Source organism: Gemmatimonadales bacterium (assembly GCA_036500345.1).
Lineage (GTDB): Bacteria > Gemmatimonadota > Gemmatimonadetes > Gemmatimonadales > GWC2-71-9 > Palsa-1233.
Window position 1 is genome coordinate 83,193 of the sequence record DASYCE010000032.1, and the last position, 26,524, is coordinate 109,716.

The 26,524-nt window shown below is 66.6% G+C and carries 22 protein-coding genes and 1 pseudogene; 9 read left to right on the plus strand and 14 right to left on the minus strand.

Annotated features, from left to right (window positions below; genetic code table 11):
- The first annotated feature begins 65 nt into the window (after positions 1-65).
- From VGM20_14735 to VGM20_14745, 3 genes are read left to right on the plus strand one after another with little or no spacing between them, the layout of a single operon-like run.
- On the plus strand, positions 66-278 hold the full coding sequence (locus VGM20_14735; protein HEY4102124.1) for a heavy-metal-associated domain-containing protein: 213 nt from the start codon (positions 66-68) through the stop codon (positions 276-278).
- A gap of 6 nt (positions 279-284) precedes the next feature.
- The gene (locus VGM20_14740; GenBank protein HEY4102125.1) at positions 285-2,630 is read left to right on the plus strand and encodes a heavy metal translocating P-type ATPase; all 2,346 of its coding nucleotides are present in this window, start codon (positions 285-287) and stop codon (positions 2,628-2,630) included.
- Positions 2,627-2,926, plus strand: a complete 300-nt coding sequence (locus VGM20_14745) for a metal-sensitive transcriptional regulator (GenBank protein ID HEY4102126.1) — start codon at positions 2,627-2,629, stop codon at positions 2,924-2,926. The genes VGM20_14740 and VGM20_14745 overlap by 4 nt, the downstream gene beginning before the upstream one ends.
- Here VGM20_14745 and VGM20_14750 read toward each other — a convergent pair whose 3' ends face one another.
- Genes VGM20_14750 through VGM20_14765 form a run of 4 tightly spaced genes read right to left on the minus strand, consistent with a single transcriptional unit; the run spans position 2,927 to position 7,198 of the window.
- A complete protein-coding gene (locus VGM20_14750; protein HEY4102127.1) occupies positions 2,927-3,706 on the minus strand; it encodes a hypothetical protein in 780 nt (259 codons plus the stop codon).
- Between the two features lie 41 nt (positions 3,707-3,747).
- Complete coding sequence (locus VGM20_14755) at positions 3,748-5,292, minus strand: MFS transporter (protein ID HEY4102128.1); 1,545 nt, start codon at positions 5,290-5,292, stop codon at positions 3,748-3,750.
- A 3-nt stretch (positions 5,293-5,295) separates the two neighbouring features.
- The gene (locus VGM20_14760; protein HEY4102129.1) at positions 5,296-6,057 is read right to left on the minus strand and encodes a TIGR00730 family Rossman fold protein; all 762 of its coding nucleotides are present in this window, start codon (positions 6,055-6,057) and stop codon (positions 5,296-5,298) included.
- Entirely contained in the window at positions 6,050-7,198 is a 1,149-nt protein-coding gene (locus VGM20_14765) for an aminotransferase class V-fold PLP-dependent enzyme (protein ID HEY4102130.1), read from the minus strand. Before VGM20_14765 ends, VGM20_14760 begins: the two co-directional genes overlap by 8 nt.
- Before the next feature lie 136 nt (positions 7,199-7,334).
- On the opposite strand from VGM20_14765, the gene VGM20_14770 reads away from it, so the two are divergent.
- From VGM20_14770 to VGM20_14790, 5 genes are read left to right on the plus strand one after another with little or no spacing between them, the layout of a single operon-like run.
- A complete protein-coding gene (locus VGM20_14770; protein ID HEY4102131.1) occupies positions 7,335-7,619 on the plus strand; it encodes a hypothetical protein in 285 nt (94 codons plus the stop codon).
- Positions 7,619-8,902, plus strand: coding sequence for an NAD(P)/FAD-dependent oxidoreductase (locus VGM20_14775; GenBank protein ID HEY4102132.1), 1,284 nt, complete (start codon positions 7,619-7,621; stop codon positions 8,900-8,902). The genes VGM20_14770 and VGM20_14775 overlap by 1 nt, the downstream gene beginning before the upstream one ends.
- Before the next feature lie 2 nt (positions 8,903-8,904).
- Positions 8,905-9,849, plus strand: a complete 945-nt coding sequence (gene queG / locus VGM20_14780; protein ID HEY4102133.1) for a tRNA epoxyqueuosine(34) reductase QueG — start codon at positions 8,905-8,907, stop codon at positions 9,847-9,849.
- The gene (locus tag VGM20_14785) at positions 9,846-10,223 is read left to right on the plus strand and encodes a VOC family protein (GenBank protein ID HEY4102134.1); all 378 of its coding nucleotides are present in this window, start codon (positions 9,846-9,848) and stop codon (positions 10,221-10,223) included. The genes queG and VGM20_14785 overlap by 4 nt, the downstream gene beginning before the upstream one ends.
- Positions 10,220-11,254, plus strand: coding sequence for an aminotransferase class I/II-fold pyridoxal phosphate-dependent enzyme (locus tag VGM20_14790; GenBank protein HEY4102135.1), 1,035 nt, complete (start codon positions 10,220-10,222; stop codon positions 11,252-11,254). Before VGM20_14785 ends, VGM20_14790 begins: the two co-directional genes overlap by 4 nt.
- Here the strand turns inward: VGM20_14790 and VGM20_14795 are convergent.
- Positions 11,232-12,113, minus strand: a complete 882-nt coding sequence (locus tag VGM20_14795) for an ABC transporter substrate-binding protein (GenBank protein ID HEY4102136.1) — start codon at positions 12,111-12,113, stop codon at positions 11,232-11,234. The two genes, VGM20_14790 and VGM20_14795, sit on opposite strands and share 23 nt — an antisense overlap.
- Here VGM20_14795 and VGM20_14800 point away from each other — a divergent pair.
- Positions 12,112-12,762 (plus strand): phosphatase PAP2 family protein, encoded by a 651-nt coding sequence (locus VGM20_14800; GenBank protein ID HEY4102137.1) that lies wholly within the window; start codon positions 12,112-12,114, stop codon positions 12,760-12,762. The two genes, VGM20_14795 and VGM20_14800, sit on opposite strands and share 2 nt — an antisense overlap.
- 1,013 nt (positions 12,763-13,775) lie before the next feature.
- On the opposite strand, the pseudogene VGM20_14805 reads toward VGM20_14800, so the two are convergent.
- The 9 genes and pseudogenes from VGM20_14805 to mgtE all read right to left on the minus strand — a co-directional run bounded on the left by VGM20_14805 (position 13,776) and on the right by mgtE (position 26,524).
- Positions 13,776-14,567 (minus strand): annotated as a pseudogene (locus VGM20_14805) (serine/threonine-protein kinase).
- 91 nt (positions 14,568-14,658) lie between these two features.
- On the minus strand, positions 14,659-16,155 hold the full coding sequence (dacB, locus tag VGM20_14810; protein HEY4102138.1) for a D-alanyl-D-alanine carboxypeptidase/D-alanyl-D-alanine-endopeptidase: 1,497 nt from the start codon (positions 16,153-16,155) through the stop codon (positions 14,659-14,661).
- A gap of 64 nt (positions 16,156-16,219) precedes the next feature.
- Positions 16,220-17,380, minus strand: a complete 1,161-nt coding sequence (locus tag VGM20_14815; GenBank protein ID HEY4102139.1) for an acyl-CoA dehydrogenase — start codon at positions 17,378-17,380, stop codon at positions 16,220-16,222.
- Between the two features lie 79 nt (positions 17,381-17,459).
- Positions 17,460-19,295: a bifunctional homocysteine S-methyltransferase/methylenetetrahydrofolate reductase gene (locus tag VGM20_14820; GenBank protein ID HEY4102140.1), complete on the minus strand. Its 1,836-nt coding sequence runs from the start codon at positions 19,293-19,295 to the stop codon at positions 17,460-17,462.
- Positions 19,292-22,990: a methionine synthase gene (gene metH, locus VGM20_14825; GenBank protein ID HEY4102141.1), complete on the minus strand. Its 3,699-nt coding sequence runs from the start codon at positions 22,988-22,990 to the stop codon at positions 19,292-19,294. The genes VGM20_14820 and metH overlap by 4 nt, the downstream gene beginning before the upstream one ends.
- Positions 22,991-22,994: 4 nt before the next feature.
- Positions 22,995-23,576 carry a YggT family protein gene (locus VGM20_14830; protein ID HEY4102142.1) on the minus strand — a complete coding sequence of 194 codons (582 nt, stop codon included), beginning with the start codon at positions 23,574-23,576 and terminating at the stop codon, positions 22,995-22,997.
- 6 nt (positions 23,577-23,582) lie between these two features.
- Complete coding sequence (locus tag VGM20_14835; protein HEY4102143.1) at positions 23,583-24,557, minus strand: acyl-ACP desaturase; 975 nt, start codon at positions 24,555-24,557, stop codon at positions 23,583-23,585.
- Between the two features lie 206 nt (positions 24,558-24,763).
- Positions 24,764-25,033, minus strand: a complete 270-nt coding sequence (locus tag VGM20_14840) for a hypothetical protein (GenBank protein ID HEY4102144.1) — start codon at positions 25,031-25,033, stop codon at positions 24,764-24,766.
- Positions 25,034-25,090: 57 nt separating this feature from the next.
- On the minus strand, positions 25,091-26,524 hold the full coding sequence (gene mgtE / locus VGM20_14845) for a magnesium transporter (GenBank protein HEY4102145.1): 1,434 nt from the start codon (positions 26,522-26,524) through the stop codon (positions 25,091-25,093).

Sequence of the window (26,524 nt, forward strand, 5' to 3'; positions counted from 1 at the left end):
GGCAGGGAGGGCGAGTTGATACCAATACCCCCTACTGGTATACTTCATCTCTTCCGGGAGGAATGATGATCGATGTGACGTTGCATATCGAAGGGATGAGCTGCGGACACTGCCTCAATGCGGTCAACGGAGCGCTGAACAGTGTCCCCGGCGTCAGGGTGATCACGGTACAGCAGGGCCGGGCGACGGTGCAGGTGCCGTCGGCCGACGTCACCGGCGCGCTGGTCAAGGCAGTCGAACACGCCGGATACCGCGCCACAGCTGTGGCGGCGGCGTAGCACGCGATGGCCGCGCACACCACGCTCGCCGTCACCGGGATGACGTGCCCGGCCTGTCAGGGCCGGGTGCAGCGTGCGCTCGAGCACGAGCCCGGGGTCGAAGAGGCTGCGGTCAATCTCCTGCTGGGAAATGCGGCGGTCGCCTACGACCCGGCGCGCACCACACCCGGGCGGCTCGTCGCCGCGATCCAGGCGACCGGCTACGGGGCCGAGGTGCCGCACGCGGGCGCGGCAGCACACGACCACGCGCTGATGCACGGAGAAGCGCAGCTGGAGGAGTACACGGCGTTGCGCCGCAAGGCGAGCGTCGCGCTGGTCGCCGGCGCGCTGGCGATGGTCCTCTCGGTGCCGCTGATGACATCGACTTCCGCTCCGTCGATCGATCCATTGATGCATGGCGTGATGGACGGTGTGGCCCGGCTCATTGCCACAGCACTTCCGTTTCTCTTCGCGATGCCGCGCGCCGCAATCGCCTGGTCACTCATGGTGATGACGGCGCTGGTGATCGCGTGGGCTGGTGGCGCGTTCTATCGCCGGGCGTGGTCGGCACTTCGTCACGGTACCGCTGACATGTACACACTCATCGTCCTGGGGACGAGTGCGGCGTTCGGCTATTCAGCGGTCGCCACGATTGCGCCGGAGATCTTCACCCGGCACGGGCTCGCCCCCGATGTGTATTACGAGGCGGTGATCCTCATCGTCGCGTTCATCCTGACGGGGAACGCACTCGAGGCGCGGGCGCGACGCCGGACAACCGACGCGCTTCGCTCGCTCGCGGCCCTGCAGCCGGCGACGGCGCGCGTGCGGCGTGACGGCGTCGATCTCGACGTGTCGATCGATTTGGTGCACCGCGACGACGTGGTCGTGATCCGCCCCGGTGAACGGCTCCCGGTCGATGGGGTGGTGGTTGAGGGCGAGAGCGCGGTTGACGAGTCGATGTTGACCGGCGAGCCGATTCCAGTCGGCAAGCGCGCGGGCGAGAGCGTCACCGGGGGGAGCATCAACGGGACCGGAGCGCTGCTGGTCCGGACATCGCGTGTCGGGGATGATTCGACACTCGCCGCCATCGTCCGGCTGATGCGTGAGGCCCAGCGGTTGCGCGCACCGGTGCAGCTGCTCGCCGACCGGATCAGCGCGGTCTTCGTGCCGGTGATCGTCGGCATCGCGGTACTGACGTTCGTGACATGGGCACTCGTCGCGCATCAGTCGCCGTTGCTGCGCGGCTTTTCCGCCGCCGTTGCCGTGCTGATCATTGCCTGTCCCTGTGCAATGGGGCTGGCTGTTCCGACCGCCATCATGGTCGCGACCGGTCGAGGAGCCTCCGTCGGCGTGCTGGTGAAGCGCGGCGAAGCCTTGCAGCGCGCGGGTGAGGTCGACACCGTCGTGCTCGACAAGACCGGAACGGTCACCGAGGGGCGCCCGGTCGTGCACGAGGTGATCGTGGCGGGCGCCGCGGAACTCGGGGCCGACGAGATCCTCGCGGCAGCGGCCGCGGTCGAATCGTTGTCACAGCACCCCCTCGCCGCAGCGATGATCGCCGAACGCGACCGGAGGAAACTCCGTGTGCTGCATGCCACCGGCTTCGCTTCGCGCAGCGGAATGGGAGCGTCGGGCGAGGTGGAGGGGCGCGTCGTGTCGATCGGCAACGAACGCTATCATGCCGAGCGCGGGACCGATGTCAGATCGCTGGGCGACGCGGCGGATGAGGCGGCACGGGCGGGGCGCACGCCGGTGCTGGTGGCCGTCGACGGACACCCCGCGGGGATCATCGTCGTGAGCGACCCGATCCGCGCCGGCGCGCGCGAAGCGGTTGCGCGTCTTCGGGCGACGCACCTCGGCGTCGTCCTCCTCACCGGCGATCGCCAGGAGGTTGCCGACGCGGTGGCACGCGAGCTGGCGATCGACGGCGTGATCGCGCGGGTCCTCCCGGAGGGGAAGGTCGCGGCGATCGAACGCCTGCAGCACGAGGGGCGTGTCGTGGCGATGGTCGGCGACGGGATCAACGACGCGCCGGCGCTGGCACGCGCCGACGTCGGCATCGCCATGGGCGGGGGAACCGGTGTCGCCGTGGAAGCGGCCGATCTCGCGCTGATGCGTGACGATCTCGGCGCGGTCGCCGATGCGATCATCCTGTCGCGCCGCACCATGCGCGTGATCCGGCAGAACCTTGGGTGGGCGTTCGGGTACAACCTGCTTGCGGTGCCAATTGCCGCCGGCGTGCTCTATCCCGCCACCGGCCTGCTGCTCAGTCCCGTCATCGCGAGCGTAGCCATGGCGTTGAGCAGCGTCAGCGTCGTGGCGAATTCGCTGCGACTCAGATCCGTCGCGCTCCGTTCACCGAGGATGCAATGACCGCTCCCCATCCGACCCACGCCGTGGCACTCCCGACCGACACCAAGGCTGCGCTGGCCAAGCGGCTCCGACGCATCGAAGGTCAGGTGCGCGGCCTGCAGAAGATGGTGGACGATGAGCGCTATTGCGCCGACGTGCTGGTGCAGATCTCATCGGTCCAGGAAGCGCTCCGCGGCGTGGGCCGGGTGCTGTTGCACAATCACCTGACCCACTGCACCACAACGGCGATCAGGTCAGGTGATGAGTCAGAAGCGGCGCGGGTGATCGACGAACTCATCGACCTCTGGGGCCGATGATCACGGCGTCTTCGTCCAGTGCGTGACGGTGTTCCACGATGACGGATCGAAGAGTTTGGGATCGAGCGGCATCCGCGTCTTCCAGTCTGAATACTCCTCGGTCTGTACCGGCGATCCGTTGCGCAGCATCGTCACCTTGGTGGCGAGCCAGCCGCCGCCGGTCGGCTCGATATTGTCGAGATGCACGTCGAGCGGCGGTGCGGTCGGGCTGAACGTGACGAACATCCGCACCAGCACCAGGCGATCCTTGTCGATCCAGAACTGCGGCGACGTCGTATCGGTGGGCGAGCTGGCGCCGACCGCCCACGCCGGGCGCCCCTCCCACGTCACATTGGCAACCTTCGAAAAGTCGATGTGCTCTTCGGCGAGCTGCTTGATCGTCTCGTCGACCGGCTGCAGGTAGACGTTCTCGATCAGCGGGATGAACGCATTCCCGTTGGCATTGCCCGGCTGCGCCACACCCGCGCGAACCGACCAGCTCGAATCGGACGTGTAGAGCACGCCATTGCCGGCTGAGGGTTCGCCGGTGTCGATCCGGAGCTTGGCCCCGCTCGGCGTGGTGAACCACATCGCTTCATACCACGTGGCGACGGTCGGCGCCCCGCCGTTGCGACCGGCTCGGGTGGTTTTCTGGGAAAAGGTGAGAGTGGTGAACCACTTGCCGGCGTATTTGTCGTGCATGCGCTTGAGCACGCCGGCGCCGGCCGTCTGCGCCGGGAGCGTGACGGGAGCGATCGCGACCAGCGCGGCCGGGATGAGACAGGCGCGGAAGTACCGCATCCGGGGACTCCATTTGTTGGAATGGTGGGGTGACAGTTCGACTACGGACGCGCGGCGGTCCCGGTTCCAGCGCCGGCCAGCCGCGAACCACGTCGCTCCAGCCGCGCCATGTCCCGGGTGATGGTCCGCAGCGCGCCGAGCGCCACGACGCCGCCAAGGAGTGCGACGATGGGAAGGAGGATCACCACGCGCACCAGGGAAAAGCGGTCGGAAAGTGATCCGATCAGCGGGAGGGCGATGCCGTCCCCGGCCAGGTGGATGAAAAGGAGATAGGCGCCGACGACGGTCGATCCGATGCTGGCGGGAACCACGTCGAAAATCACGGCCGACATCGGGCCGTTGTACCACGAGAGAAAGAAAAAGGCGATCGTGAATCCCGGCACGAAGAGCTTGAGGTCGTGCAGCGTGAGCACCCAGATCGCCAGCGGCCCGCCGATGATGAATCCGCCCGCAATGGTGATCACGCGTCCCTTGTCTGTGCGGTGACGCAGCCAGTCGGCGATCAATCCTCCGGCGAGCGTGCCGAGCACACCCGCGACGAGTCCCCACGTGCCGAGGAGCTCTGCCGCTGCTGCCGTGGTAAGCCCGAACTTGCGGGTCATGAACGATGGCCCCCAGCCGACCAGCCCGTTGGTACCGAACGAAATCATGGCGCCCGAGAGGAAGACGAAGATCAGCGTCGGTGTGCGGAGTACCAGTCGCGCCGCGCGCGAGAGCTCGTCGACGGCGTCCTCGAGTTCGGAGGTGAACGGCGTTTCATCGCGTCGATCGAGCTGCACCAGCCGCACCCAACGCCAGATCGTCAGCACCGTACCGAGCCCGATCGCGACGGCGAGTACGATCGTGTCGCTCGGTGCTTCGGTCCCGAACCAGTGGGTGAGTCCGACCGCCGCGACGAGTCCGATCGCGGTCAGCACGAGCAGCGGTGCGATCTGCTGCATCAAGCCGAGGGTGCCGAGGCCGAGTTTGCGGGCGAGATTGCGGATGTGATGCGGCGCTTCCTTGCGGGCCGGATCGACCAGCCCCATGACCAGCGCGGCACACGCGAACCCCGGAATGCCGACCGCCATCAGTGCGACGCGCCAGCCGTAGATCCCTTCGAGGTAACCACCCAGCAGGATGCCGAGGACGCCGCCGATCGGAATCCCGGCGTTGAGGATTCCCATGGCAAAGGCACGATTGCGTCCCGGGAAATAGTCGGCGACCATCGACGTCGACGCCGGCGCGTACGCCGCTTCACCGATGCCGACCAGCGCCCGGCAGGCGAAGAGTTCAGTGAAGCCGCGCACCAGTCCGCCGAGCGAGGTGAATGCGCTGAACAGTGCGGTTCCCGCGGCGATCACCGTCTTGCGGCTCTTGAGGTCGCCGATCACCCCGAACGGGAGCGCGGCCACCGAGAAGACGAGGATGTAGGCGGCGCCGAGCCAGCCGAGCTGCGTGTCGTTGAGCGAGAGGTCGCGCTTGATCGGCTCGAACAGCGCGAAGATGATGTTGCGGTCGAGGTAGTTGAGCAGGTTGATGAACGCGAGGAGCGCGAGCGCCCCCGTGGCGCGCCACTGACGTTGAGCGACCGTCGCGGCGTGCACGCGCTAGAGCCCGACCTTGGCGATGCCCAGGCGTTTCCGGCTTTCCATCAGGATCTTGACGACGGTCTCCGGGCGGTCGGTGACGTGCAGCAGCTTGTCATCGCCGGGCGAGATCATCCCCTCATCGAGCAGGGTATCCTTGATCCACGCCATCATCCCCGACCAGTACGCCTTGCCGAAGAGGACGACCGGAAAGTCGGTGAGCTTGTCGGTCTGCATCAGTGTCAGCGCTTCGAAGAGCTCGTCGAGTGTCCCGTAGCCGCCGGGAAAGACCGCGAAGCCGATCGCGTACTTGACGAACATCGTCTTGCGAACGAAGAAGTACTTGAAGTCGAGTGAGCGCGTGAGATACTGATTGGGGCGCTGCTCATGCGGCAGCTCGATATTGCATCCGATCGAAAGGCCGCCGGCTTCGTACGCGCCCTTGTTGGCGGCTTCCATGATCCCCGGACCGCCGCCGGTGATGACCGGCACGCCTGCCTTGGCAAAGAGCTGCGCGGTCCGTTCGGCGGCCTTGTAGTACCGATCGCCGGGCTTGGTTCGCGCCGATCCGAAGAAGGAGACGCCGCCGGCGACATCCTGCAGGTTGTCGAAGCCCCAGACGAATTCTCCCTGGATGCTGAGGACGCGCCACGAATCCGACGTGCGGCGCAGGCGGAGAATGTCTTCCGCCACCGGGACGTTGAGCAGCTGCTCGTCTTCGGTGGGACGCGACTTGCGAGTGGTCTTGGGCGGAGGTGCCGTCTTCGTCTTCCGTTCACGCATCCAGCAGGACCTCGAGGAGGGCGCGGTGATCATCCGCGACGTTGTAGAAATAGGGTGAGACGCGCACATGTCCCGGGCGCGAATCGACGATGAATCCCGCTGCGGCGAGTCGCGCCACATCGGCGCGCGGGTCGTCCCGCGGCAGCATCACGATGGCGCTGCGATCGGCAGCAGATGCCGCAACGCGCGGTGACAGGCCGCGACTGCGGGCGTCGGCGATGAGGTCTTCCGTGAGCGCAGCGGTGGCGCTTCGAATCGTTGCGACACCGGCACCCTCCACCAGATCGAGCCCGCCAAGCTGGGCGTGCACCGACGGAAGCGCGGGCGTCCCGGTCTCGAAGCGCCGGGCGTCGTCGTGCGCCACGAAGGTCGTCGGATCGAAGGCAAACTGGTCGCGGTGGGCGAACCATCCCGATGCCTGGGGAATCACGGCCGCCGTACTCTCCGGCCTGGCATACATGAAGGTGATCCCCGGTCCGCCGAGGAGCCACTTGAGGCCGCCAGCGAGATAGAAATCGACATCCAGCGCCTGCACGTCCACGGGGATCTGTCCCGCAGCCTGGTAGCCGTCGATCAGGGTGAGCGCTCCAGCGCGCCGGGCCAGCTGCGCAATCGTTGCGACATCCTGGATGGCGCCCGACGCATAATAGACGTGGCTCGTGGCGACGAGCGCCGTATCACCGTCGATCGCTCGTTCGAACGCCTCGACCGGCACGGTGACGCCGTCGGGCGATTCGAGGAAGACGACCTCGGTGTCGCGCGGCAACCACTGATAGGGGAGCGTCGGAAAATCGATCGACGTGGTCACGATGCGGCGGCGTCGCGTGGTGTCGAGTCCGCTGCCGATCACGCCGAGGATGCTGGAGATCGAAGGGTGCAACGCGATCTCGCTGCTCCGGGCATTGATCAACGCACCGTATCGGATTCGCAGCTCTTCGAGTGCGTTCCACCACACATCGTACCAGTTGGCAGCACCGCGGGCGGCCCACTGATCGAGGAAGGTGTCGACCCGTTGTCGCGCGCGGCGGGAGAGGGCGCCGAGTGAGCAGGAATTGAGATAGATGGTGTGCTCGAACACCGGAAACTCGGCGCGCCAGTGTGCAAGCGGGTTGGCGACCGGGTGTGGCGCGGCGACAGGCATGGAGCGCAATCTACGGACACCGGCCTCCAGTCGCGATCCGGCCGGTCACGTCGGAACTGTTGGCGGAGCCGGCAGGCCCCCGGTGTGATCGCGCGACTCGGTGGCGAGCAGTCGGGCGCCGCTCTACGTTCCACCCGTGTCGAGCACCCCTGACCTGCGCCTGTCGCGCTCCTGGACCGAACTCACCGTGCAGCTTGCCGGTCGCGCAGTGGTCTCGCCGCGGCTCGCCATCGACCTCGTCCGGACGGCATGGGCGTTTCGCCGGAAGCGATGGTGGCAAATGGCGCCGTTCCTCCCCGTGCCCGACCGCACCTACCTGCGCTGGCGGATGTACACCGCGTACGGTGACGAGGATGCCGTGCCCCCCGCGGGGGATGTCGTGCGTTTCGCCCGGTGGCGCCGTACCACGATGAGGGTGTGATGGCCGACCAACCGCACCTCGTGATCCTCGGCGGCGGCTTTGCCGGCCTGTACATGGCGAAGGCACTCCGCCGCGCGCCAATCCGGATCACGCTGATCGACCGGCGAAATCATCACCTCTTTCAGCCAATGCTGTACCAGGTCGCGACCGCCGCGCTCAATCCATCGGATATCGCGTCACCGATCCGGTCAATCCTTCGCCGGCAGCGCAACGTGGAAGTGCTCCTCGGCGAGGCGGTCCGCGTCGACACCGCCAGTCGTGTCGTGCACCTCGCCGACGGGGCCGACATCACATACGACTATTGCGCCATCGCCACCGGAGCGCGGCACTCCTATTTCGGCCATCCTGAATGGGCGGCGCTCGCGCCGGGGCTCAAGAATCTCGAGGACGCGCTCGAGATCCGCCGCCGGATCCTCGTCGCGTTCGAGCGCGCCGAACGGGAAGCTGATCCGGCGAAGCGGCACCATCTGCTGACGTTCGTGATCGTCGGCGGCGGACCGAGCGGCGTCGAAGTTGCCGGCGCCGTCGCGGAAATCCGTCGCTACGCGCTGGCTCGCGACTTCCGGCACATCGATTCGCGCGAGGCGACTGTCGTGCTTCTCGAAGGTGGGCCGCGCCTCCTGACGGCATATCCGCCCGCATTGTCGGAGCGTGCCAAGACTGATCTCCGCAAGCTCGGCGTCGAGGTGCGAGAGAACACGTTCGTCACGTCGATCACCCCCGAAGCCGTGGAAGCCGCGGGGTGGCGCATTCCCACCACCACGGTGATCTGGGCCGCGGGGAACCAGGCGAGTTCACTGCTCAAGACGCTCGATGTTCCGCTCGATAAACAAGGACGCGTCGTTGTCGGCGCGGATTGTTCCATCCCCGGTCATCCCGAAGTGTTCGTCCTGGGCGATGCTGCAGCCTGTCGCGATCGAGGCGAGGGTGCGCCGGTGCCTGCGGTGTGCCCCGCCGCGATCCAGATGGGTGACTACGCCGCGCGCGCGGTCCGCGACACGATCGCCGGGCGGCCGCGGATGCCGTTCCACTATCGCAACAAGGGTGAGCTCGCAGTGATCGGGCGCGGCGACGCCGTCGCGAATCTGCCGGGGATCAAGTTCGGCGGCTTCTTCGCGTGGTTGATCTGGATCTTCCTCCATATCGCCTATCTGATCGGATTCCGGAATCGCGTCCTGGTGCTGGTGGAGTGGGCGTGGTCGTATTTCACCTATGCGCGCGGCGCACGATTGATCACCGGCAACGTGGCGCCAACCGCTCCCGCGCACCCGTCCTCCACGTGACGATGGTGACCACCGCGGAGATCAAGGCAGAAGCGTCGCGGATCGGCTTCGTTGCGTGCGGCGTCACGGCGCTCGATGCCAACCGTCACGGCGCCGAGCTCGATCGCTGGCTGGCAAATGGATACGGTGGCACGATGCGATATCTTCACCGCCAGGCGAAGAAGCGGAAGAATCCATCGTCGATCACGCCGGGCGCGCGTACGGCGGTGATGGTGCTCGACAACTATGCGCCGCGTCCCGATGAGCGCCCCGCCGCCAATGACACCTTCAAGATTGCGGCGTACGCGCGCGGGATGGACTATCACATTGTCACGCTGGGCCGACTGCATATCCTGACCGAATGGCTCAAGGCGCGCGGCGCCGCGATTGCGCACGGCTGGGTCGATGACGGACCGGTTCCCGATCGGGAGCTTGCGGAGCGCGCGGGGCTCGGCTGGATCGGCAAGAACGCCATGCTGATCAATCCCAAGGCCGGATCGTACACCTTCATCGGGTCGGTGTTCACCGACCTTGAGCTCGAACCCGACACCGCGCTGCAGACGGATCTCTGCGGGTCGTGTACTCGCTGTCTCGACGCCTGTCCCACGCAGGCGTTCGTCGAGGAACGGATCCTCGACGCCAACCGATGCCTGTCCTATCTCACCATCGAATATCGCCGTGAGGCGCCGGCGGAATTGATGGAACAGGCAGATGGCTGGGCGTTCGGCTGCGACATCTGCAACGACGTCTGCCCGTGGAATGTGAAGTTCGCGACACCGACGACCGTGCCCGAGTTCGAGCGTCGTCCCGACCCGGACCGGCGCGACGCGGACCTCTTCGAGCGAATGGACGACGCCGAGTTCACCCGGCGCTTCGCGGACACGCCGCTGATGCGGACCGGCCTCGCCGGGATGCGACGCAACCTGCGGGCAATTCACCCTCAACGTGCTGGTGCAATCAAGCGATGACAGTGGCCATGCGAAGTGTTGCCGTGTTCGTGACCGATGTGGAGCGGGCGCGCATCTTCTACGAGGACCAGCTCGGACTTCCGGTGCACACGGCCGGATCGTTCGGCTTCGAATTCTTCGATCAGTCTCCCCACCTCGGCGTCCATCCGGCAGCACACCCCGACTCAAGGGCACTGGTCGGCCGCCACACCGGCGTGACGCTCCAGGTCGACGGTCTGCTCAACCTCTGCTCGACACTCGGCGAACATGGCGTGCGCTTTGTCGCCGAGCCGACGCAACAGGAGTTCGGCATCATGGCACTTGTCGCCGATCCCGACGGCAACATCCTCGCGCTGTGGGAAGACAACACGCAGGCCGGTGAGGAGCCGCAATGAGCCTCCCGCGCGGGTTCGCGAGCGACAATACCGCGCCGGTGCATCCGGCCGTGTTCGACTGGCTGGCGCGCGTCAATCACGACCCCGCGCCCGCCTATGGTGATGATAAATACAGTGAGCAGGTGCGCGCCTGGTTCGTGGATCAGTTCGGACCGACGGCGGCGTCCTTCCTGGTCTGGAATGGCACCGGTGCCAACGTCGTGGCACTTCGCGCCATCACGCGGCCATGGCACGCCGTTCTCTGCTCCGAGCAGGCGCACGTGAACGTCGACGAGTGCGGCGCGCCCGAACTGCTTACCGGATGCAAGATGATCGGCCTGCCATCCGCCGATGCCAAGATCACGCCGGATCAGATCCGCCGCGCCGTTCACCGCCTCGGCGACGAACACGCCTCGCAGCCCCATGTCGTGGCACTGGCGCAGCCGACCGAGTACGGCACGGTGTACACCCGCGATGAGGTGCTCGCGATTGCCGCCGCGGCGCACCAGCTCGGGCTGCGCGTCTTCATGGATGGCGCGCGGATCGCCAGTGCAGCAGCGTCGCTGGGATTGCCGCTGCGCGCATTCACCGTCGACGCGGGGATCGATGCGCTGGCGTTCGGCGCGACCAAGAACGGTGCGATGGGGGCGGAAGCGGTCGTCATGTTCAATCATCAGCATCCCGACGAACTCAAATTCCTCCGCAAGCAGTCGGCGCAGCTGTCGTCGAAGGGCCGCTACCTCGCGGCACAGTTCCTGGCGCTCGCCGAGGGCGATCTCTGGCTCGCGAACGCAACCAACGCCAATGCCATGGCGCAGCGGCTTGCGGCGGCGGTCCGGGAGATTCCGGGAATCCGCATCACGCAGCGCGTCGAGGCGAGCGCGGTCTTCGCGGTGCTGCCTCGCGCCGTGACGCTGGAGCTCCAGCGCGATTTCAATTTCTACATGTGGAACGATGCACTCGACGAAGTCCGCTGGATGACCAACTGGGCGACCTCGGCGGACGACGTCGACGAATTTGCTGCAGCGATCAGGCGGGCGATGAACGTGTAGCGGTGGATCGAAACGCCGCCGCCATCAGGGCAATCCCCTCCACCAGCCGCGGTCCCGGACGGCTGGTGTACGCGTTTCCATCGATCACGATCGTCGGACGGGTGCGAAGCCACTCGCGCGCGCGTTGATCGGCGAGCGAGTCAAGCTCCCGGCGAGCTCGCGCTTCGTCGAAGCCGCAGAGCGCGATGACAATCGCATCCGGGTCGAGCGCCATCACGTCGTCCCAGCGGCGGATGGTGGAGTGATCGCCCGGCTGCGCGCCGACGTCGATCCCGCCTGCGGCAGCGACCATCTCCGGAACCCAGTGCCCGGCCAGAAAAAGTGGATCGAGCCATTCGATCACGACGACGCGCGGCCGGCGGGCGACAGCGGCTGACGACAGTTCGCGAACGCGACGGTCGAGTTCAGCCGCCACCGCGTCAGCCGCTCCCTCCCGTCCAATGGCCCGGCCGATTGCACGGATGTCATTCCAGACACCGCCAAGCGTCGTCCCGGACAGCACCAGCACCTCCGGCGGTTCGGCCATGACTCGCGCGAGACGGACCGCCTCGCCATCCGCGACCGCGCAGACGTCGCAGAGCTGCTGCGTGATGATCAGATCGGGCCTGATCGCCGCCAGCAGATCGGCATCGATCCCGATCACCGCCTTCCCGGCGGCAACCGCCTCCCGAACGGCGCGATCGATGGCAGCCGAGGACTGCGTCGCGTCAATCGGCGTGACGGTCACGCGCGGCAGCGTCCTCACGTCGGGCGGCCAATCGCACTCGTGCGACACGGCCGCGAGCAGTCCCGCGCCGCCGATCGCGGCCACCATCTCCGTGGCGCCCGGAAGGAGCGAGACGATTACCTTGCGCGCCATGCGCCGGCCGCAGCTTTCGGTTTATTCAATCGGCTTTCTCGCGCTCTTCGCCATCATCTCGGTCCTGGTGGTGAGCGGAACGACGCGCCTCTGGGACAATCAGGCACTCCTGGCCGTCGCGACACTCCGCGACCCGGCCCGCACTCGCATCATGCGCTGGCTCTCGGATCTCGGCAACTGGCAATGGGAAGTGCCGCTCGCGTTCGGCATCGCCATGGCGCTGGGCCTTCGCTCGAAAAGGAACGCTGCGCGACGATTTCTCGCGATCGGCGTGTCGGGCGAACTCCTCTACGCGGCCAGCAAGTTCCTCTTCCATCGGCCCCGGCCAACGATCATCCCGCACCTGGGGCAGGCCGGCTGGTATTCCTACCCATCGGGCCATGCGATGCTCGCGGTGATTCTGTGGGGGTATGGGCTGGCGGAACTCGCCACGATCGTCGACTGGCGCGGGGGCAAGATGGTAATGTGGCTTCTCGCCGTTGTCCTGCCGTGCGCCATCGCCTCGTCGCGCGTCTATCTCGGCGTACACTACCCGAGCGACGTGCTCGGTGCGCTCTGTCTCGGCGTGGCGTGGGTCCTGCTCTGGTCGGCACCGCCATCGGAATCGCCCAGCCAGCTGGAGACTTCGGCCGCACCCTCGATCAAGTAGCCGATCCGATCCGAAAGCTCGCGCGCCGCGTCGAGGTCGGCAGTGAGCGACGAGGCCGCGGTGTGATCGGTCGTCATCCGCAGCAGCCCGAGGCGCAACGTCTCGATCGCCGCCACCGCGCGTTGCAGACGATCGGCCCACGCCGGATCATCGCCGTGCGCGAGATGGGTGCGGGCCCGTGCCGCAGCGTCCTCGAGCCGCGCGACAACATTCGGGAGGTCCGACAGGACGTTGCGGTCGGCCTGCGGCAACGCACCGAACAAGGTCGCGGTGATGTCGCCAAGGGCTGTCTCGGTCTTGCGCCAGCCGGTCCAGCGCCGCACGACGCGCTGCTTGAGCCCGGCCGACGCCACGCGCCCGGCGAGGTCACCAAGCGGCGAATTCCAGAACCAGAGTCGCACCCTCGCGAAGTGATCGCGGATCCCGACGCGCCGGCCGGGAAAGACCAGTCCGAAGAGTGCGCCCCCTATCGTTGCCGTGGTGAACGCCGCGAAGAGCGCGAAGAAGTCGCGCGACATCGGCCCGCCGGTGCTGATGAAGACGCCGCCGAACAACGACGCGACCGCGCCACAGAATGCGAAGTACGTGAGCACGCGGATCAATCGCGCCAGCGGGTGCACCGGGCGCGACGCCTCGTAGCGTAGCTCCTCTTCGCGACGCTCCAGCGCCACGAGCGTGCCGTGGCGGAGATCATCGAGCGTGGCGCCGGCTTCGATCGCCTTGCGCGTTTCGCTCAGCCGCCACAGCGCGTGCGCGATCCACGGGGCCACCGTTGCCGCGGCGCACATCGCCATGAAGGCGACTGCCTGCCACGGCCAGAGTCCGGTGAGGAGCGCTCCCACCAACGCCATCGTGCCGACGCCATAGAAGAAGCACGACCAGATGACATAGATCCCCTTGAGCTCGCGACCGCGCTCCACCCAGACGCGCACCGGGACCGAGAGTTCTCCACTGGTCGTGATCGACGCGCCGAGCGCTTCGGCAAACGCTTCCGCCGAGTCGAAGCGGAGGTCGGGACTCTTCTCGAGCGCGCGATCGATCGCGTTGGCGAAGATCGACGGCGTGCCCGGGGCCGCCTCGATCAGCGGCGTCGCGCGCCGGGTGATATGCTGCGCCAGGAGCTGCTGGATATCGCCTTCAAATGGCGGCCGCCCCACGATACAGTGATATCCGACGGCGCCGAGGGCATAGAGATCGCTCCGGCCGTCGACCTCTTCGCCTGCGGCCTGTTCCGGCGCGACGTATTCCGGCGTGCCGACCACCGGGTGCCGGAGGCCGTCGCCCGCTCCCATCAGTCGCGCGATGCCGAAATCGGTGACGACAGCGCGATCACTTCCCGCCTCGAGGAGGATGTTGTCGGGTTTGACGTCACGGTGGATCACATGCTGCGCGTGGGCGTAGGCAAGCGCGTAGGCGGTGTCCCGCAGGACCCTCGTGGTAGTGACATGTCCGAGATTTCCGACGCGACGCAGTCGCTCCCCGAGCGTCTCGCCTTCGACGTACCGCATGGCGTAAAAGACGAACGGTCCCGCCTCCTCGACGGCGTGGATCGGGACGATGTTGGGATGGGCAAGGCGCGCCGCCATTCGCGCCTCGTCGAGGAAACGCTGGCGAAGGTCGACGCGAGAGGCACGTTCCGGCGGCAGGAGCTTGAGCGCCACTGGCCGATCGAGGCGGACGTCGCGGGCGAGATAGACGATGCCCATCCCGCCGCGGCCGATTTCGCGCTCAAGTGAATAGCGCCCGGCGAGCGCCTCCTGCAAGGCGAGAAAGACGGCGTCGGGGCGAGAGGTAGGGTCGGGCATCGGTGCTGTAGAATACCTAACGTCAACAGCCGGTCGCAGATTCGCGGCCGGCTGTCCGTTGACTCACTCCCCGGCGGTCGCCGGAGTGCCGCTACTTGTTGCTGACGTTCGGTCCGCCGAGTTCGCCGTCGTCACCGAGATCGGCCGGGACCACGACGCCATGGGCGCCGAGCTTCCGGAAGAGATCCCATTGCGCTGCCTTGGCTGCCGACTCGGCGCCACCGTTGTACATCGCGGCGATGATCAGCGTCCCGTCGTTGCGACCGAGGTATCCCACCAGCGTCGAGACGTTGGTCAGCGTGCCGGTCTTGGCGCGGACCACGCCCGCTTCCGGCAACCCGCTGGCGAGCCGGCGCAGCGTACCGAAGCCGTTTGCGGGGAAGAGCATCGGGAAGTTTCGCCCGGCCGCTGTCTGCGGGATCTTCGCGAGGTACGTGGTGAAGACGATCGGCGCCACGCGATCCTCTTCCGAAAGGCCGCTGCCATCCACCATGTGCACGCCATCGAGCCCGGTCACCTTGCGCACGAAGTCGGTGAGCTGACTCGCGGGCGTCGTATTGCTGCCGCCCCAGAGGAGCATCATCTCGGCGCCGATGTTGAGCGAGCGGGTGTTGACCTCGTGCGCGATCGAATCGAACGTCGCCGACGCGACCTCGGCGAGGACGCGCTTGTTGGCCATCCCGGGCGCCGAGATTCCCGACGCACGGGTCCACTGAATCCCGGCCGCAGACGTGGCGTGCTGCCAGACCGCTTCGAGAACGGCGGTCGGATCGGTCGACACCGCTTCAAAACGCCGGGCGCGGCCGTGCAATCCGATCTTGCCGCTCACCACCCAGTGGCCATCCTTGCCGGCCGAGAAGTGCAGGCCGGTGCCGCGACCCGCCACGGTCTTCGCCGCCATCTCGACCAGTGATCCGACGCCACTCGGTGCATCACCGATGACGACCGGGCGCGCACCAAGCTTGGCGCCGGGACCGACGGTCACCGAGACGACATTTTCGTTGAGCGTGATCGGACCGATCGGCGGTGCGTAGATCCGGCCGCGGAAACGGTCGGACCAGACCGCGGGATAAATCGAGCGCGGCGCACCGACGGTCGTCGCCGAGCTGGTCGTGACGTCGAGCGGCCCGACAAGACGGCGAATACCGATTGCAGCGAGCTGCTGGGCAAGCTGTTCCAGGGTCGGCCCGGCGCGGTCCGCGCGCTCGAGGGTCGGATCGCCGTTCATCTCCAGCGCCCACCGCCCCACCCAGGTTCCGCTTGCCGAATCGACGTGTCCCGACCCGATCACCCGGGTGGCGCGGCGTGCATCGCCGCCGACCTCGGTCCGCGTGAATCCCGTGGTGAGCACCTTCGCGGTCGACGCCGGGATCATCGGCGTGTCGGCGTTCATTTGCCAGAGGACCTTGCCGGTCTGATCGGCAATGACGATGCCCCACGTCCCCGGCGCGCGGTGCGACGCCCGGGTCCACCAGGCGTTCATCACCGGCGTCACATCGGCCGCGGTCGTCTGCGCCTGCAGTCGCGGAGCATGCGCCGCGGCCGGGACGGCGACGAGGAGGGCGGTGATGGCGGCGCGACAGGACATCGGAATCCGTGGTGAGTGGTCCATTGGCATTAGAACAAGACGATTTCGACCGCTGTTCCTAGACCTATTTCAAATGCAACTTCGCGATCGTCTGGAGCTGCATGTTGCTGGTGCCTTCGTAAATCACGCCGATCTTGGCGTCGCGGTAGAACTTTTCTACTGGATATTCGCGGCTGTAACCGTAACCGCCGAAAAGCTCTACGGCCTGACCTGCGATCCGGTTGGCGGTCACTGATGAGAAGAGTTTCGCCATCGCCGCCTCCCGGGTGAAGGGAAGGCCGGCATCCTTGAGCCGAGCGGCGTTGTAGACCATCAGGCGGGCGGCCTCGAGGTCGGTCGCCATCTGGGCCACCTGGAACTGCACACCTTGAAACTCTGCAAGTGTCTTGCCGAACTGCTTCCGCTCCCGGATGTATCGCAAGGCCGCATCGAGCGCGCCCTGCGCGACGCCGACCATCTGCGCCCCGATCCCGATCCGCCCTTCGTTGAGCGTCTCGATCGAGATCTTGTACCCCTGGCCGACCGGGCCCAGGACGTTGGCTGCTGGGACGCGGCAGTTTTCGAGGATCAGCTCCACCGTGCTCGATGCCCGGATACCGAGTTTCTTCTCGCGCTTGCCGACGGAGAAGCCGGGAAACTCGCGCTCGACCAGGAAGGCCGTGATCCCCTTGTACCCCTTGGACGGATCGACGTTGGCGAAGACGATGAAGATGCCGGCCTCCGCGCCGCTGGTGATCCAGAACTTCCGGCCGGTCAGGAGCCAGTCATTGCCCTCTTGCGTTGCGCGACATTCAAGGGCGAACGCGTCAGATCCCGACGCCGGCTCGGAGAGCGCGAAGGCGCCGAGCAGGTCGGTGGTAAGGCGCGGGAAGTAGCGCGCCTTCTGCTCGTCATTCCCCCAGCGGATCAGCGCGTTGTTGAAGAGCGTGTTGTGGACGTCAACATAGATCGCCGCCGACGCGTCGACGCGGGCAAGTTCCTCGATCGCGAGCATGGCGAGGAAGATCGTCGCGCCCGCGCCGCCGTATTGCTCCGGGATCTCGATCCCCATCAGGCCGAGCTCGAAGAACTTGGTGATCAGGTCGGGGCGCATCTGCGACGCTTCATCCATCTCGTGGACGTGCGGTGCCACCTCGGTTTCTGCGAATTCACGCACCGTCTGGCGGAAGAGTTCCTCTTCCTCGGAGAGGACGGAGAGTGGCGTGGCGGCGGCGGCGACGGTCATCGAGCGACTCAGCTGTGGGAGAACGGAAAAGATAAAAGAGAACCGGGGCGAGAGAAGGGAACGGGTGGTACGCGTCGAGCTACTGCAGCACCTCCAGGGCGACGTCCACCTTCCCGAGCGGGGCCGATACCTGCACACCAGCCATCTGCCCGCGGATCGCGGCCAGCATCTCTCGCGCAATGGCAATCCCCTCGGCCAATGCTGCGTCCTTGCCGCGTTCGCTGGCGGTTCGCATCCGGTGCAGCGTGCTCGCCGGCACGGTGACCCCGGGGACTTCGTTCGCGAGGAATTCCGCGTTGCGCAGCGACACCAGCGGCCAGATCCCGGCGATAATCGGAATCCGGAACGCGGCAGCTCGCTCGAGGAACCGCTCCAGCTGCGCCTGGTCGAAGACGGGCTGCGTCATCGCGAAGCGCGCCCCCGCTTCGACCTTCCACGCGAAGCGGCGCAGTTCCCGATCGAGGTCGACCGCCGCCGGATTCACGCCCACGCCGGGGACAAAGCGCGTTGGTGCGCCGATCGGATTGCCGCCCGGATCGAGGCCGCGGTTCAGCCGCGATACCAGGTTGGTCAGGCCGATCGAATCGATGTCGAAGACCGCGGTGGCATCGGGATACGGCCCCATCTTGGGCGGATCGCCGGTCACGATCAGGAGGTTGCGCAGTCCCGCCGCTGACGCGCCCAGAAGATCGGAGAGCATGCCGAGGAGGTTGCGGTCCCGGCAGGCGTAGTGAACCACCGCTTCGAGACCGACATCGCGCTCGATCAGCAATCCGGAGATCAGCGCCCCCTGCCGGCTTTGTGCCCGCGGGCCGTCGGGAATGTTGACCGCATCGATCCCCGCCGCCTTGAGCGCCCGTGCCTGAGCCAGCATCGGCCCGGGATCGACGCCGCGCGGGGGCACCACTTCCACCGTGGTGATCCACGAACCGGTCGCCAGCTTGGCGCCGAAGTTCGATCGCTGGTCGAGTGCGACTTCGGAGGTCCCCTGCGCCGTGCCGGCCACGGCAGAGACCGGTATTGTCGTCGACGGAGTTCGTGGCTGGGTACTCCGCACGAACGATCGGATCGCGCGCACGTGCGACGGCGTGGTCCCGCAGCATCCGCCGACAAATCGCACGCCGAGTTCAACCATTCGGCGCGCGTACTCGGCGACGTACTCCGGCGAGGCCATGTAGATCTTGCGGTCGGCGACATCGCGCGGCAGTCCGGCGTTCGGTTGCGCCGATACCGGGACGCTCACCACGCGCACCAAACGCTCGGCGGTCTCGAGCACCACCTGCGGGCCGATCGAACAGTTGACCCCGATCACGTCGGCGCCGGCACCCTCCAGCGCCGGACCGAACGCCTCGGGGGCGGTACCATACGCGGTGCGTCCATCGAGGCCAACCGTCACCTGCGCGATGATCGCGAGGTCGCTCCGGTCGCGCACCGCGCGGATGGCGGCTTCGAGTTCGGCCACATCGGAGAACGTTTCCAGGCAGAATCCGTCGACGCCGCCGGCAAGCAGGCCGTCGATCTGCCGCCCGAACATCGCAGCCGCTTCGTCACGCCCCAGTTCGCCGAACGGTTCCAGCCGGACACCGAGGGGACCGATCGCTCCGACGATGGTGCAGGAGGAATCGACCGCACCGCGGGCGAGACGCGCCGCCGCCGCGTTGAGTGATTCGACGTCGGCGCCGAGCCCGTACTGTGCGAGCTTGGCCGGATTGGCGCCGAAGGTGTTGGTCTCGATGATTTCCGCGCCGGCGTCGGCGTACGCCGCGTGGACGCTCGCGACGACATCCGGCGCCTTCGTCACCAGCTCGTCGAAGCAGGCGTTGAGGAAAACTCCCTTGTCGTACAGCATCGTCCCCATCGCGCCGTCGATGAGATGGACGCGGCGGTCGGCGATCAACTCGCGGAGCGTGGTCATCGCCCCGCCCGCGCGTAGCCGAGGACCGGCGAGAGCCACCGTTCGGCGGTGGCAAGGTCCCACCCTTTGCGGCGCGCATAATCCTCGACCTGGTCGCGGCCGATCCGGCCGACGCCGAAGTACCGCGCGTCCGGCCGCCAGAAATACCAGCCGCTCACCGACGCCCCCGGCCACATCGCGAACGATTCCGTCAGCGTGATCCCGGTGGTGCGTTCGAGGTCGAGGAGCGCGCGGATGGTTTCCTTTTCGGTGTGATCAGGCGTCGCGGGATACCCGGGGGCAGGGCGGATCCCCTGATAGCGTTCGTGGATCAGCGCATCGTTGTCGAGGCATTCGTCGGGCGCGTATCCCCAGTGCGTCCGGCGGACCTCTTCGTGAAGCCGTTCGGCGAAGGCCTCCGCGAGCCGGTCGGCGAGTGCCGACAGGATGATCGCGCGATAATCGTCGTGCTGACGTTTGGCGGCGTCGGTCAGCTCGGTGAGTCCGTGCCCCGTGGTCACGGCAAATGCGCCGACATAGTCTGCGACCCCGGAGGCCACCGGTGCCACAAAATCGGCGAGCGCGATGGACGGACGGTTGTCCTTGCGCTGCGCCTGCTGGCGAAGGGTGTGCACCCTCGCCCGTTCGGTGTCGCGACTATCGTCCTGGTACAGGATGATGTCGTCGCCCCACGCGTTCGCCGGCCAGAACCCGACGACACCGCGCGCGACCAGCGTGCCACGCGCTTCGACCTCGTCCAGGATCCGCGATGCATCGGCAAAGAGGTCGCTCGCCGCGCGACCGTGGTCGGGATGCGTGAGAATCGCCGGATACGCGCCGGGCATCTCCCACGCCTGGAAGAACGGCGTCCAGTCGATGCGGCGCCGCAGATCGGCGAGCGGCCACCGGTCGAACGCGCGGATCCCGACAACACTCGGCACCGGCGGCGGAATCGTGAGATCCACGGGGAAGGCGTTGCGGCGGGCGGCCTCAATCGTCAGCAGCGTTCCTTCGTGCTCACCCGCCCGTGCCGCGCGAATCCCCGCATACTCCGCGGCAACCGACGCGGCAAAGGCCGGACGTTGCGCCGGATCGCGGAGTGCATTCGCCACGGGGACCGCGCGCGACGCATCGAGGACGTGCACCACCGGCCCGGTGTACGCCGGTGCGATGCGCAGCGCAGTGTGGGTGCGGGATGTGGTCGCACCACCGATCAGGATCGGGACGTCGAACCGCTCACGCTCGAATTCCGACGCCACGAACGCCATCTCGTCGAGCGACGGCGTGATCAGCCCCGATAATCCCACCATGTCGACCTGCTCGCGGCGCGCCGTTTCGATGATCGTTGCCGCGGAGACCATCACGCCGAGATCGATGACTTCCCATTCGTTGCACTGCAACACCACGCCGACGATGTTCTTGCCGATGTCGTGTACGTCGCCCTTTACCGTGGCGAGGAGGATCCGGCCGCTGCGGCGCGGCGACCCACCGCCACGCTGCGCCTCGAGGAACGGAATCAGGTAGGCGACCGCGCGCTTCATCACGCGCGCACTCTTCACCACCTGGGGAAGAAACATCTTCCCGGCCGCAAACAGATCGCCGACGATGTTCATCCCCGCCATCAGCGGCCCTTCGATCACGTCGAGTGGTCGCGCCGCGAGCTGCCGCGCTTCTTCGGTGTCGGCTTCAATGAACTCGACGATGCCATGCACCAGCGCGTGGGATAGTCGTTCGGAAGGCGTGCCATTGCGCCAGGAGAGATCGGCGGTCGCGGCGGCGCGGCCCTTGGCACGATCGGCGACCTCGAGCAGCCGCTCGGTCGCGTCGGCGCGCCGATTCCAGAGGACGTCGGCGACGCGTTCGCGCAGTTCCGGATCGAGATCGTCGATCACCGGAAGCTGGCCGGCGTTGACGATCCCCATGTCGAGTCCGGCGGCAATCGTCCGCTCGAGGAAGACAGCGTGGATCGCCTCGCGGACCGCATCGTTGCCGCGGAAGGAGAACGAGACGTTGCTGATCCCGCCGCTGGTGAGTGCGCCGGGACAGCGCTGCTTCACCTGGCGAACCGCTTCAACGAAGGCATTGCCGTAATCGGCGTGCGCTTCGATGCCGGTCCCCACCGCGAAGACGTTGGCGTCGAGAATCACATCGCCCGGCGCGAACCCGACGCGATCGACCAGGATGCGGAACGCCCGCTCGAGAATCGCAACCCGCTGCTCGACCGTGTCGGCCTGGCCATGCTCGTCGAACGCCATCACCACTGCCGCAGCACCGTAGCGCCGCACCAGGCGCGCCTGCTCGAGGAATCTCGCCTCCCCCTCCTTGAGCGACAGCGAATTCACCACGCTCTTCCCCTGCAGCGCCTTGAGCCCGGACTCGATTACCGACCACTTCGACGAATCGACCATCACCGGCACCCGCGCGATCGCAGGGTCGGACGCGATCAACCGGAGGAAGGTCGACATCGCCGCCTCGCCGTCGAGCAGCCCCTCGTCGAAGTTGACATCGATCATCTGCGCGCCGGCATCGACCTGCTGGCGTGCCACTTCGAGCGCCGCTTCATACTGCTGGTCCTGGATGAGTTTCGCGAAGCGTCGCGATCCGGTCACGTTGGTGCGCTCGCCGACGTTGACGAAGAGCGAATCGGGACGAATGAAGAACGGCTCGAGGCCGGCGAGCGCGGTGATTGCCGGCGCGGACGACGGAACTCGCGGCTTGACGCCGCGGATCGCCTCCGCGATCGCCGCGATATGATCGGGCGTCGTGCCGCAACAACCGCCGACGATGTTGACCAGCCCAGACCGCGCCCACTCTCCGATCTCGTTCGCCATCGTCGCCGCGTCGAGATCATAGCCGCCGAGGGCGTTGGGCAGCCCCGCGTTGGGGTGGGCACTCACCGCCACATCGGCGATGCGTGCGAGGTCCTGTACATGCTGCCGGAGCAGGTCGGGTCCGAGCGCGCAATTCAGCCCGATCGACAGCGGGCGCGCGTGTGCCAGGGAGATCCAGAACGCTTCGGCTGTCTGTCCCGAGAGGGTCCGCCCGCTGCGATCGGTGATCGTCCCCGAGATCATCACCGGGACGCGGAAGCCGAGGTCGTCGAAGAGCTGCTCGACGCCGAAGACCGCCGCCTTCGCGTTGAGCGTGTCGAACACCGTTTCGATCAGCAGCACGTCGGCGCCGCCATCGATCAATCCACGCGCCGCCTCACGATACGCCGCCGCGAGCTGATCGAAGGAGACATTGCGGAAGGCGGGATCGTCGACGCGAGGCGAGAGCGAGGCCGTCCCCGAGGTCGGGCCGAGGACACCAGCGACGTACCGTGGTCGATCGGCGGTCTCGAACGCGTCAGCCGCGTCGCGCGCCACCCGAGCCGCAGCGACGTTGATTTCGTGAACCGCCTCCTGCGTGCCATACTCCGCCTGCGAGATCCGCGTGGCATTGAACGAATTCGTCTCGACGATGTCGGCGCCGGCGCGGAGATATGCGGCGTGTATCTCCCCGACCACGTCGGGCCGGGTGATGCAGAGGAGATCGTGATTTCCCTTGAGGTCGCGATGCGAATCGGCGAACCGCTCGCCGCGATAGTCGGCTTCGGTCAATCCGACCCGCTGCAGCATCGTTCCCATTGCCCCGTCGAGGAGCAGGATGCGCTCGGCGAGCAGCGGCTCCAGCCGATGCAGGCGCGACGTACGCTGATGAAGAGGGTCGGTCACGTGGCTAGAAGAGTCCCCGCATCACGACGCCTTCGGCCACATACAGCAGGAAGTACGCGACGATCGGGGTCACGTCGAAGATCCCGATCGGCGGAATGACGCGGTGCAGCGGCTCGATGAGCCAGTCGGTGAGGATGTTCACGATCCGCATCGGACCGGCATGTGGGTTGATGCTCAACCAGGAGGCGATCACGCGGATCATGATCGCGAACATGAGGATCTCGAACACCGAGTGCACCAGCAATGCGACGAGGAAGCCGCTCTCCGCGCTCTGGTAGGCACTCACGATGAAGCCGATCAACCAGTTGATCAGCGCGATGAACGCCAGGCCGGCAACCACGACCACGCCGACCAGCCAGATCGGGGCATCCTGGGGATTGGCGCCGGCGCGCGCGAGGCGCCGCTCCAGCGGGACCACGACCGGATCGCTGCTGCGGCGCACCAGGCGCGCCCAGCCGCCGAACGCCGACAGCGATCCGCGGCGCACGGCCCAGTGCGTGAGTGCCACGACCATGGCGCATGCAAAAGCGCCCGCCACAAGGATGCGGGCGCCGTAGACGATGTCGAGGAGCAGGCTGTCGGACAACCGCTGCTACTCCATCACGAACTCGCGTGCGAAGGCGACTTCGAATGCGAAGGTCTTCGCGCGCGAACGCGTCTCCATCAAATCGGCGATTCGCTTGAGTCGCTCCGGGACCTCGAGCATCCGCTCCTGCGCCTTGCGGCCCCAATCATCGAGCCCTTCGAGCGCCTCGATCCGCCAGTGCGACAGCTGATCCTGCACGATGCGCAGGTAATCGCGCGGCCCGTAGATCCCTGACCGGCGAATCACGTCGGCGAATTCCTTGAAGCCGGGAATCGTGACGCCCGGCATGTCGATCGCCGGCAGCACCTGTGCCGCCGAGCGAAGTGCCTCGCTCGGATCGCGCTTGAGGATCTCGGTGAAGACCTTCCGGTAGAACGTGAAATGCCGCGCCTCTTCCATCGCGATTTTCGCGAGAATGCCCCCGAGGAGCGGTTCGTATTCCTGGATCACGCGTCCCGTGTTGGCGTGCGAGTATTGCGTGGCGCGCTCCTGAAGCGTGGTGTAGACGAAGACGCGGTACGGGTCCTTGTCCCACTCCGGGTTGAACCCCGCCTTGATGTACTCGAACTTGAGCTGCTCCATCTTGCGCTGATCCACAACGTTGGTGTCGCGCATGTATTCGCTCAACACCGTGCCGTGACGATCTTCTTCTGCGGTCCAGAGATTGTTCCAGTTGCGCCAGTGGGAATCCTCGCCGAGATAGACGGCGATGATCCGGTGGAAATGCGGCAGCCCTTCCTCGGTCAGGGTGTTGAGGGCGAGCGCTGCCCGGCAGGCGTCCGGGATCCCGGCCACCCGCTCCCGGAGCGAACGCAAATGCTCCGCGGGGTCGACGCCGGCCGGTGCCGCGAGGAGCTCGGTCGGAAACCAGAGCTCTCGCTTCCGGTCGTGCTCGACCATCATCTCGTGCACGGTGTTTTCGAGGTCCCGGAGAACCTCGACCTTCCGTGCCATCCGCCGTGCTGCGTCTGTCAGACTCATCAGCGTCCCGGTTGAACTTCCACGTTGCCGACCCGACGATCGTCCGCTTCACGATCCGGGCCAGCGGAGCCTTGGGCCGCGATGACGATCCACCGCGGATTCGAACGCTATAACAATGGTGAATTGCGGGCCGTTCCGAAAGGCATGCGACTCGAACCGCTGCCAACGCAAAGCAGTCTAATGGATTATCAGACAACGACTTACGACTATTTTGCCCGGCACTGCTCCGAGATCGCTTCGCGGTTCTGGCAGGCGATGGCGTCGTTCATTCCCTGGGCGAGAGGGCCGCATGCCGTGGTCTGGGCCGACCGGGCGGCTTCGGCCTCGGTCTCGTGGGATGCGGTGGCACAGTTGGTTTTGCCGTTGTAGGCGACGCAGACCTTGCAGGTCACTTTCTGGGCCGAGAGCGTCGACCAGGCGAGAAATGCGATGAATGCCAGGATCACGGCAGCGGTGATGAGGGGCTTCGGCTTCATGCGCAGAATCTAGCGGGCCAGGAAGGCGTCAGCCGGGATGGCAACATCCTCGCGGCGTCACAGCAGCAGCGTGCCGTGCAGGATGGCGAAGGCCACGGAGAAGTAGATCACCAGGCCGGTGACGTCGACCAGGGTGGCGACGAATGGCGCCGACGCGCTCGCAGGGTCGAGCTTGCAGGCCCGCAGCACGAACGGCAGCATCGACCCGGCCACCGAACCGAAGAGGACGACGCCGATCAGCGCCGCGAAGACCGTCGCTGCCACGAGCATGTAGTGCGGGCCATAGTCATAGCCGAGTTCGAGCCCGAGCAGTGTGCGGTGGTGCTTTGACAATACCTGCCAGAGGAGGACCCGGCAGAAGCCGATGGTCCCGAGCATGGTGCCGAGCGCGGCGCCGGTCGGAATGTCCCGAACCAGGGCGCGCCACCAGTCGCGAAGCGTGAGCTCGTTCACCGCCATCGCGCGGATCACCAGCGACGTCGATTGCGAACCCGAATTTCCTCCCGACGAAATGATCAGCGGTATGAAGAGCGCCAGCACCGGCGCGGCAGCGATGTCGGCCTCGAAGTGTCCCATTGCCTGCGCCGTCAGCGTCTCGCCGACGAAGAGAATCGCCAGCCATCCCGCGCGCTTCTTGAGCATTTCGAGGAAGGAGATCTGCAGGTAGGGCTCGTCGATTGCCTCCATGCCGCCGAACTTCTGGGCGTCCTCGGTCTGTTCCGACACCAGCGCGTCGATGATGTCGTCCACCGTGACGATGCCGAGCATCCGGTGATGATCGTTCACGACGGGCAGCGCCAGGAGGTTGTACTTCGAGATCAGCCGCGCCGCTTCTTCGCGGTCGATCAGCGGATCGACGGACACCGGCGTGCGATCATCGCCGATGTCCAGCACGTTGGTATCGCCGGGGACCATCATCACCTCGCGCAGCGAGATCACGCGCGTGAGGGTGTTCTCCGCGGGGTCGATGATGTAGATCGCGTAGACCGTCTCCTTCGCCTCGCCGACCTCTGCGACGTGACGCTTCACTTCGTCGGCGGTCCACGTCGACGGGACGCTCACGAATTCAGTGGTCATGATGCCCCCCGCCGACGTCGGCGGGTAGTTCATCAGCGTTCGCAGTGTCTCCCGCGTTCCGGCTTGCAGGAACGGCATCAGCCGCGACCGCGCATTGGCCGAAAGGGCGCGATAGACGTCGACCTGCTGGTCGGCAGAGAGCGCGTCGAGGAGGCGGCCGGCGGTGGCGACCTGCAGTTCTTCGAAGATCTCGCCGCGCCGCTCGAGTTCGGGCTCGTCGAAGAGCTGGACGCCGAGATGGAACGGCACGGCCCCCACCACGCGCGCCGCCGCTTCGAGCGGGAGGTGGTTCACCGCCTCCGCGATATCGGCAGCGCGAAGGTCGGCCGTCGCGTCAGCGAGGTCGGCGGCGTCGCCGCTCAGGAGATACAGCAGTTCGGGGGTGAGTTCCGGAGGGGGGCTGTTGGTGGTCAT

Excerpts from the sequence above, each read along its gene's own strand:
- VGM20_14735 (HEY4102124.1), top strand. The coding sequence starts at position 66 with ATGATCGATGTGACGTTGCATATCGAAGGGATGAGCTGCGGACACTGC.
- VGM20_14740 (HEY4102125.1), top strand. The coding sequence starts at position 285 with ATGGCCGCGCACACCACGCTCGCCGTCACCGGGATGACGTGCCCGGCC.
- VGM20_14745 (HEY4102126.1), top strand. The coding sequence starts at position 2,627 with ATGACCGCTCCCCATCCGACCCACGCCGTGGCACTCCCGACCGACACC.
- VGM20_14750 (HEY4102127.1), bottom strand. The coding sequence starts at position 3,706 with ATGCGGTACTTCCGCGCCTGTCTCATCCCGGCCGCGCTGGTCGCGATC.
- VGM20_14760 (HEY4102129.1), bottom strand. The coding sequence starts at position 6,057 with ATGCGTGAACGGAAGACGAAGACGGCACCTCCGCCCAAGACCACTCGC.
- VGM20_14765 (HEY4102130.1), bottom strand. The coding sequence starts at position 7,198 with ATGCCTGTCGCCGCGCCACACCCGGTCGCCAACCCGCTTGCACACTGG.
- VGM20_14775 (HEY4102132.1), top strand. The coding sequence starts at position 7,619 with ATGGCCGACCAACCGCACCTCGTGATCCTCGGCGGCGGCTTTGCCGGC.
- queG (HEY4102133.1), top strand. The coding sequence starts at position 8,905 with ATGGTGACCACCGCGGAGATCAAGGCAGAAGCGTCGCGGATCGGCTTC.
- VGM20_14785 (HEY4102134.1), top strand. The coding sequence starts at position 9,846 with ATGACAGTGGCCATGCGAAGTGTTGCCGTGTTCGTGACCGATGTGGAG.
- VGM20_14790 (HEY4102135.1), top strand. The coding sequence starts at position 10,220 with ATGAGCCTCCCGCGCGGGTTCGCGAGCGACAATACCGCGCCGGTGCAT.
- VGM20_14800 (HEY4102137.1), top strand. The coding sequence starts at position 12,112 with ATGCGCCGGCCGCAGCTTTCGGTTTATTCAATCGGCTTTCTCGCGCTC.
- VGM20_14795 (HEY4102136.1), bottom strand. The coding sequence starts at position 12,113 with ATGGCGCGCAAGGTAATCGTCTCGCTCCTTCCGGGCGCCACGGAGATG.
- dacB (HEY4102138.1), bottom strand. The coding sequence starts at position 16,155 with ATGTCCTGTCGCGCCGCCATCACCGCCCTCCTCGTCGCCGTCCCGGCC.
- VGM20_14815 (HEY4102139.1), bottom strand. The coding sequence starts at position 17,380 with ATGACCGTCGCCGCCGCCGCCACGCCACTCTCCGTCCTCTCCGAGGAA.
- VGM20_14820 (HEY4102140.1), bottom strand. The coding sequence starts at position 19,295 with ATGACCACGCTCCGCGAGTTGATCGCCGACCGCCGCGTCCATCTCATC.
- VGM20_14835 (HEY4102143.1), bottom strand. The coding sequence starts at position 24,557 with ATGAGTCTGACAGACGCAGCACGGCGGATGGCACGGAAGGTCGAGGTT.
- VGM20_14840 (HEY4102144.1), bottom strand. The coding sequence starts at position 25,033 with ATGAAGCCGAAGCCCCTCATCACCGCTGCCGTGATCCTGGCATTCATC.
- mgtE (HEY4102145.1), bottom strand. The coding sequence starts at position 26,524 with ATGACCACCAACAGCCCCCCTCCGGAACTCACCCCCGAACTGCTGTAT.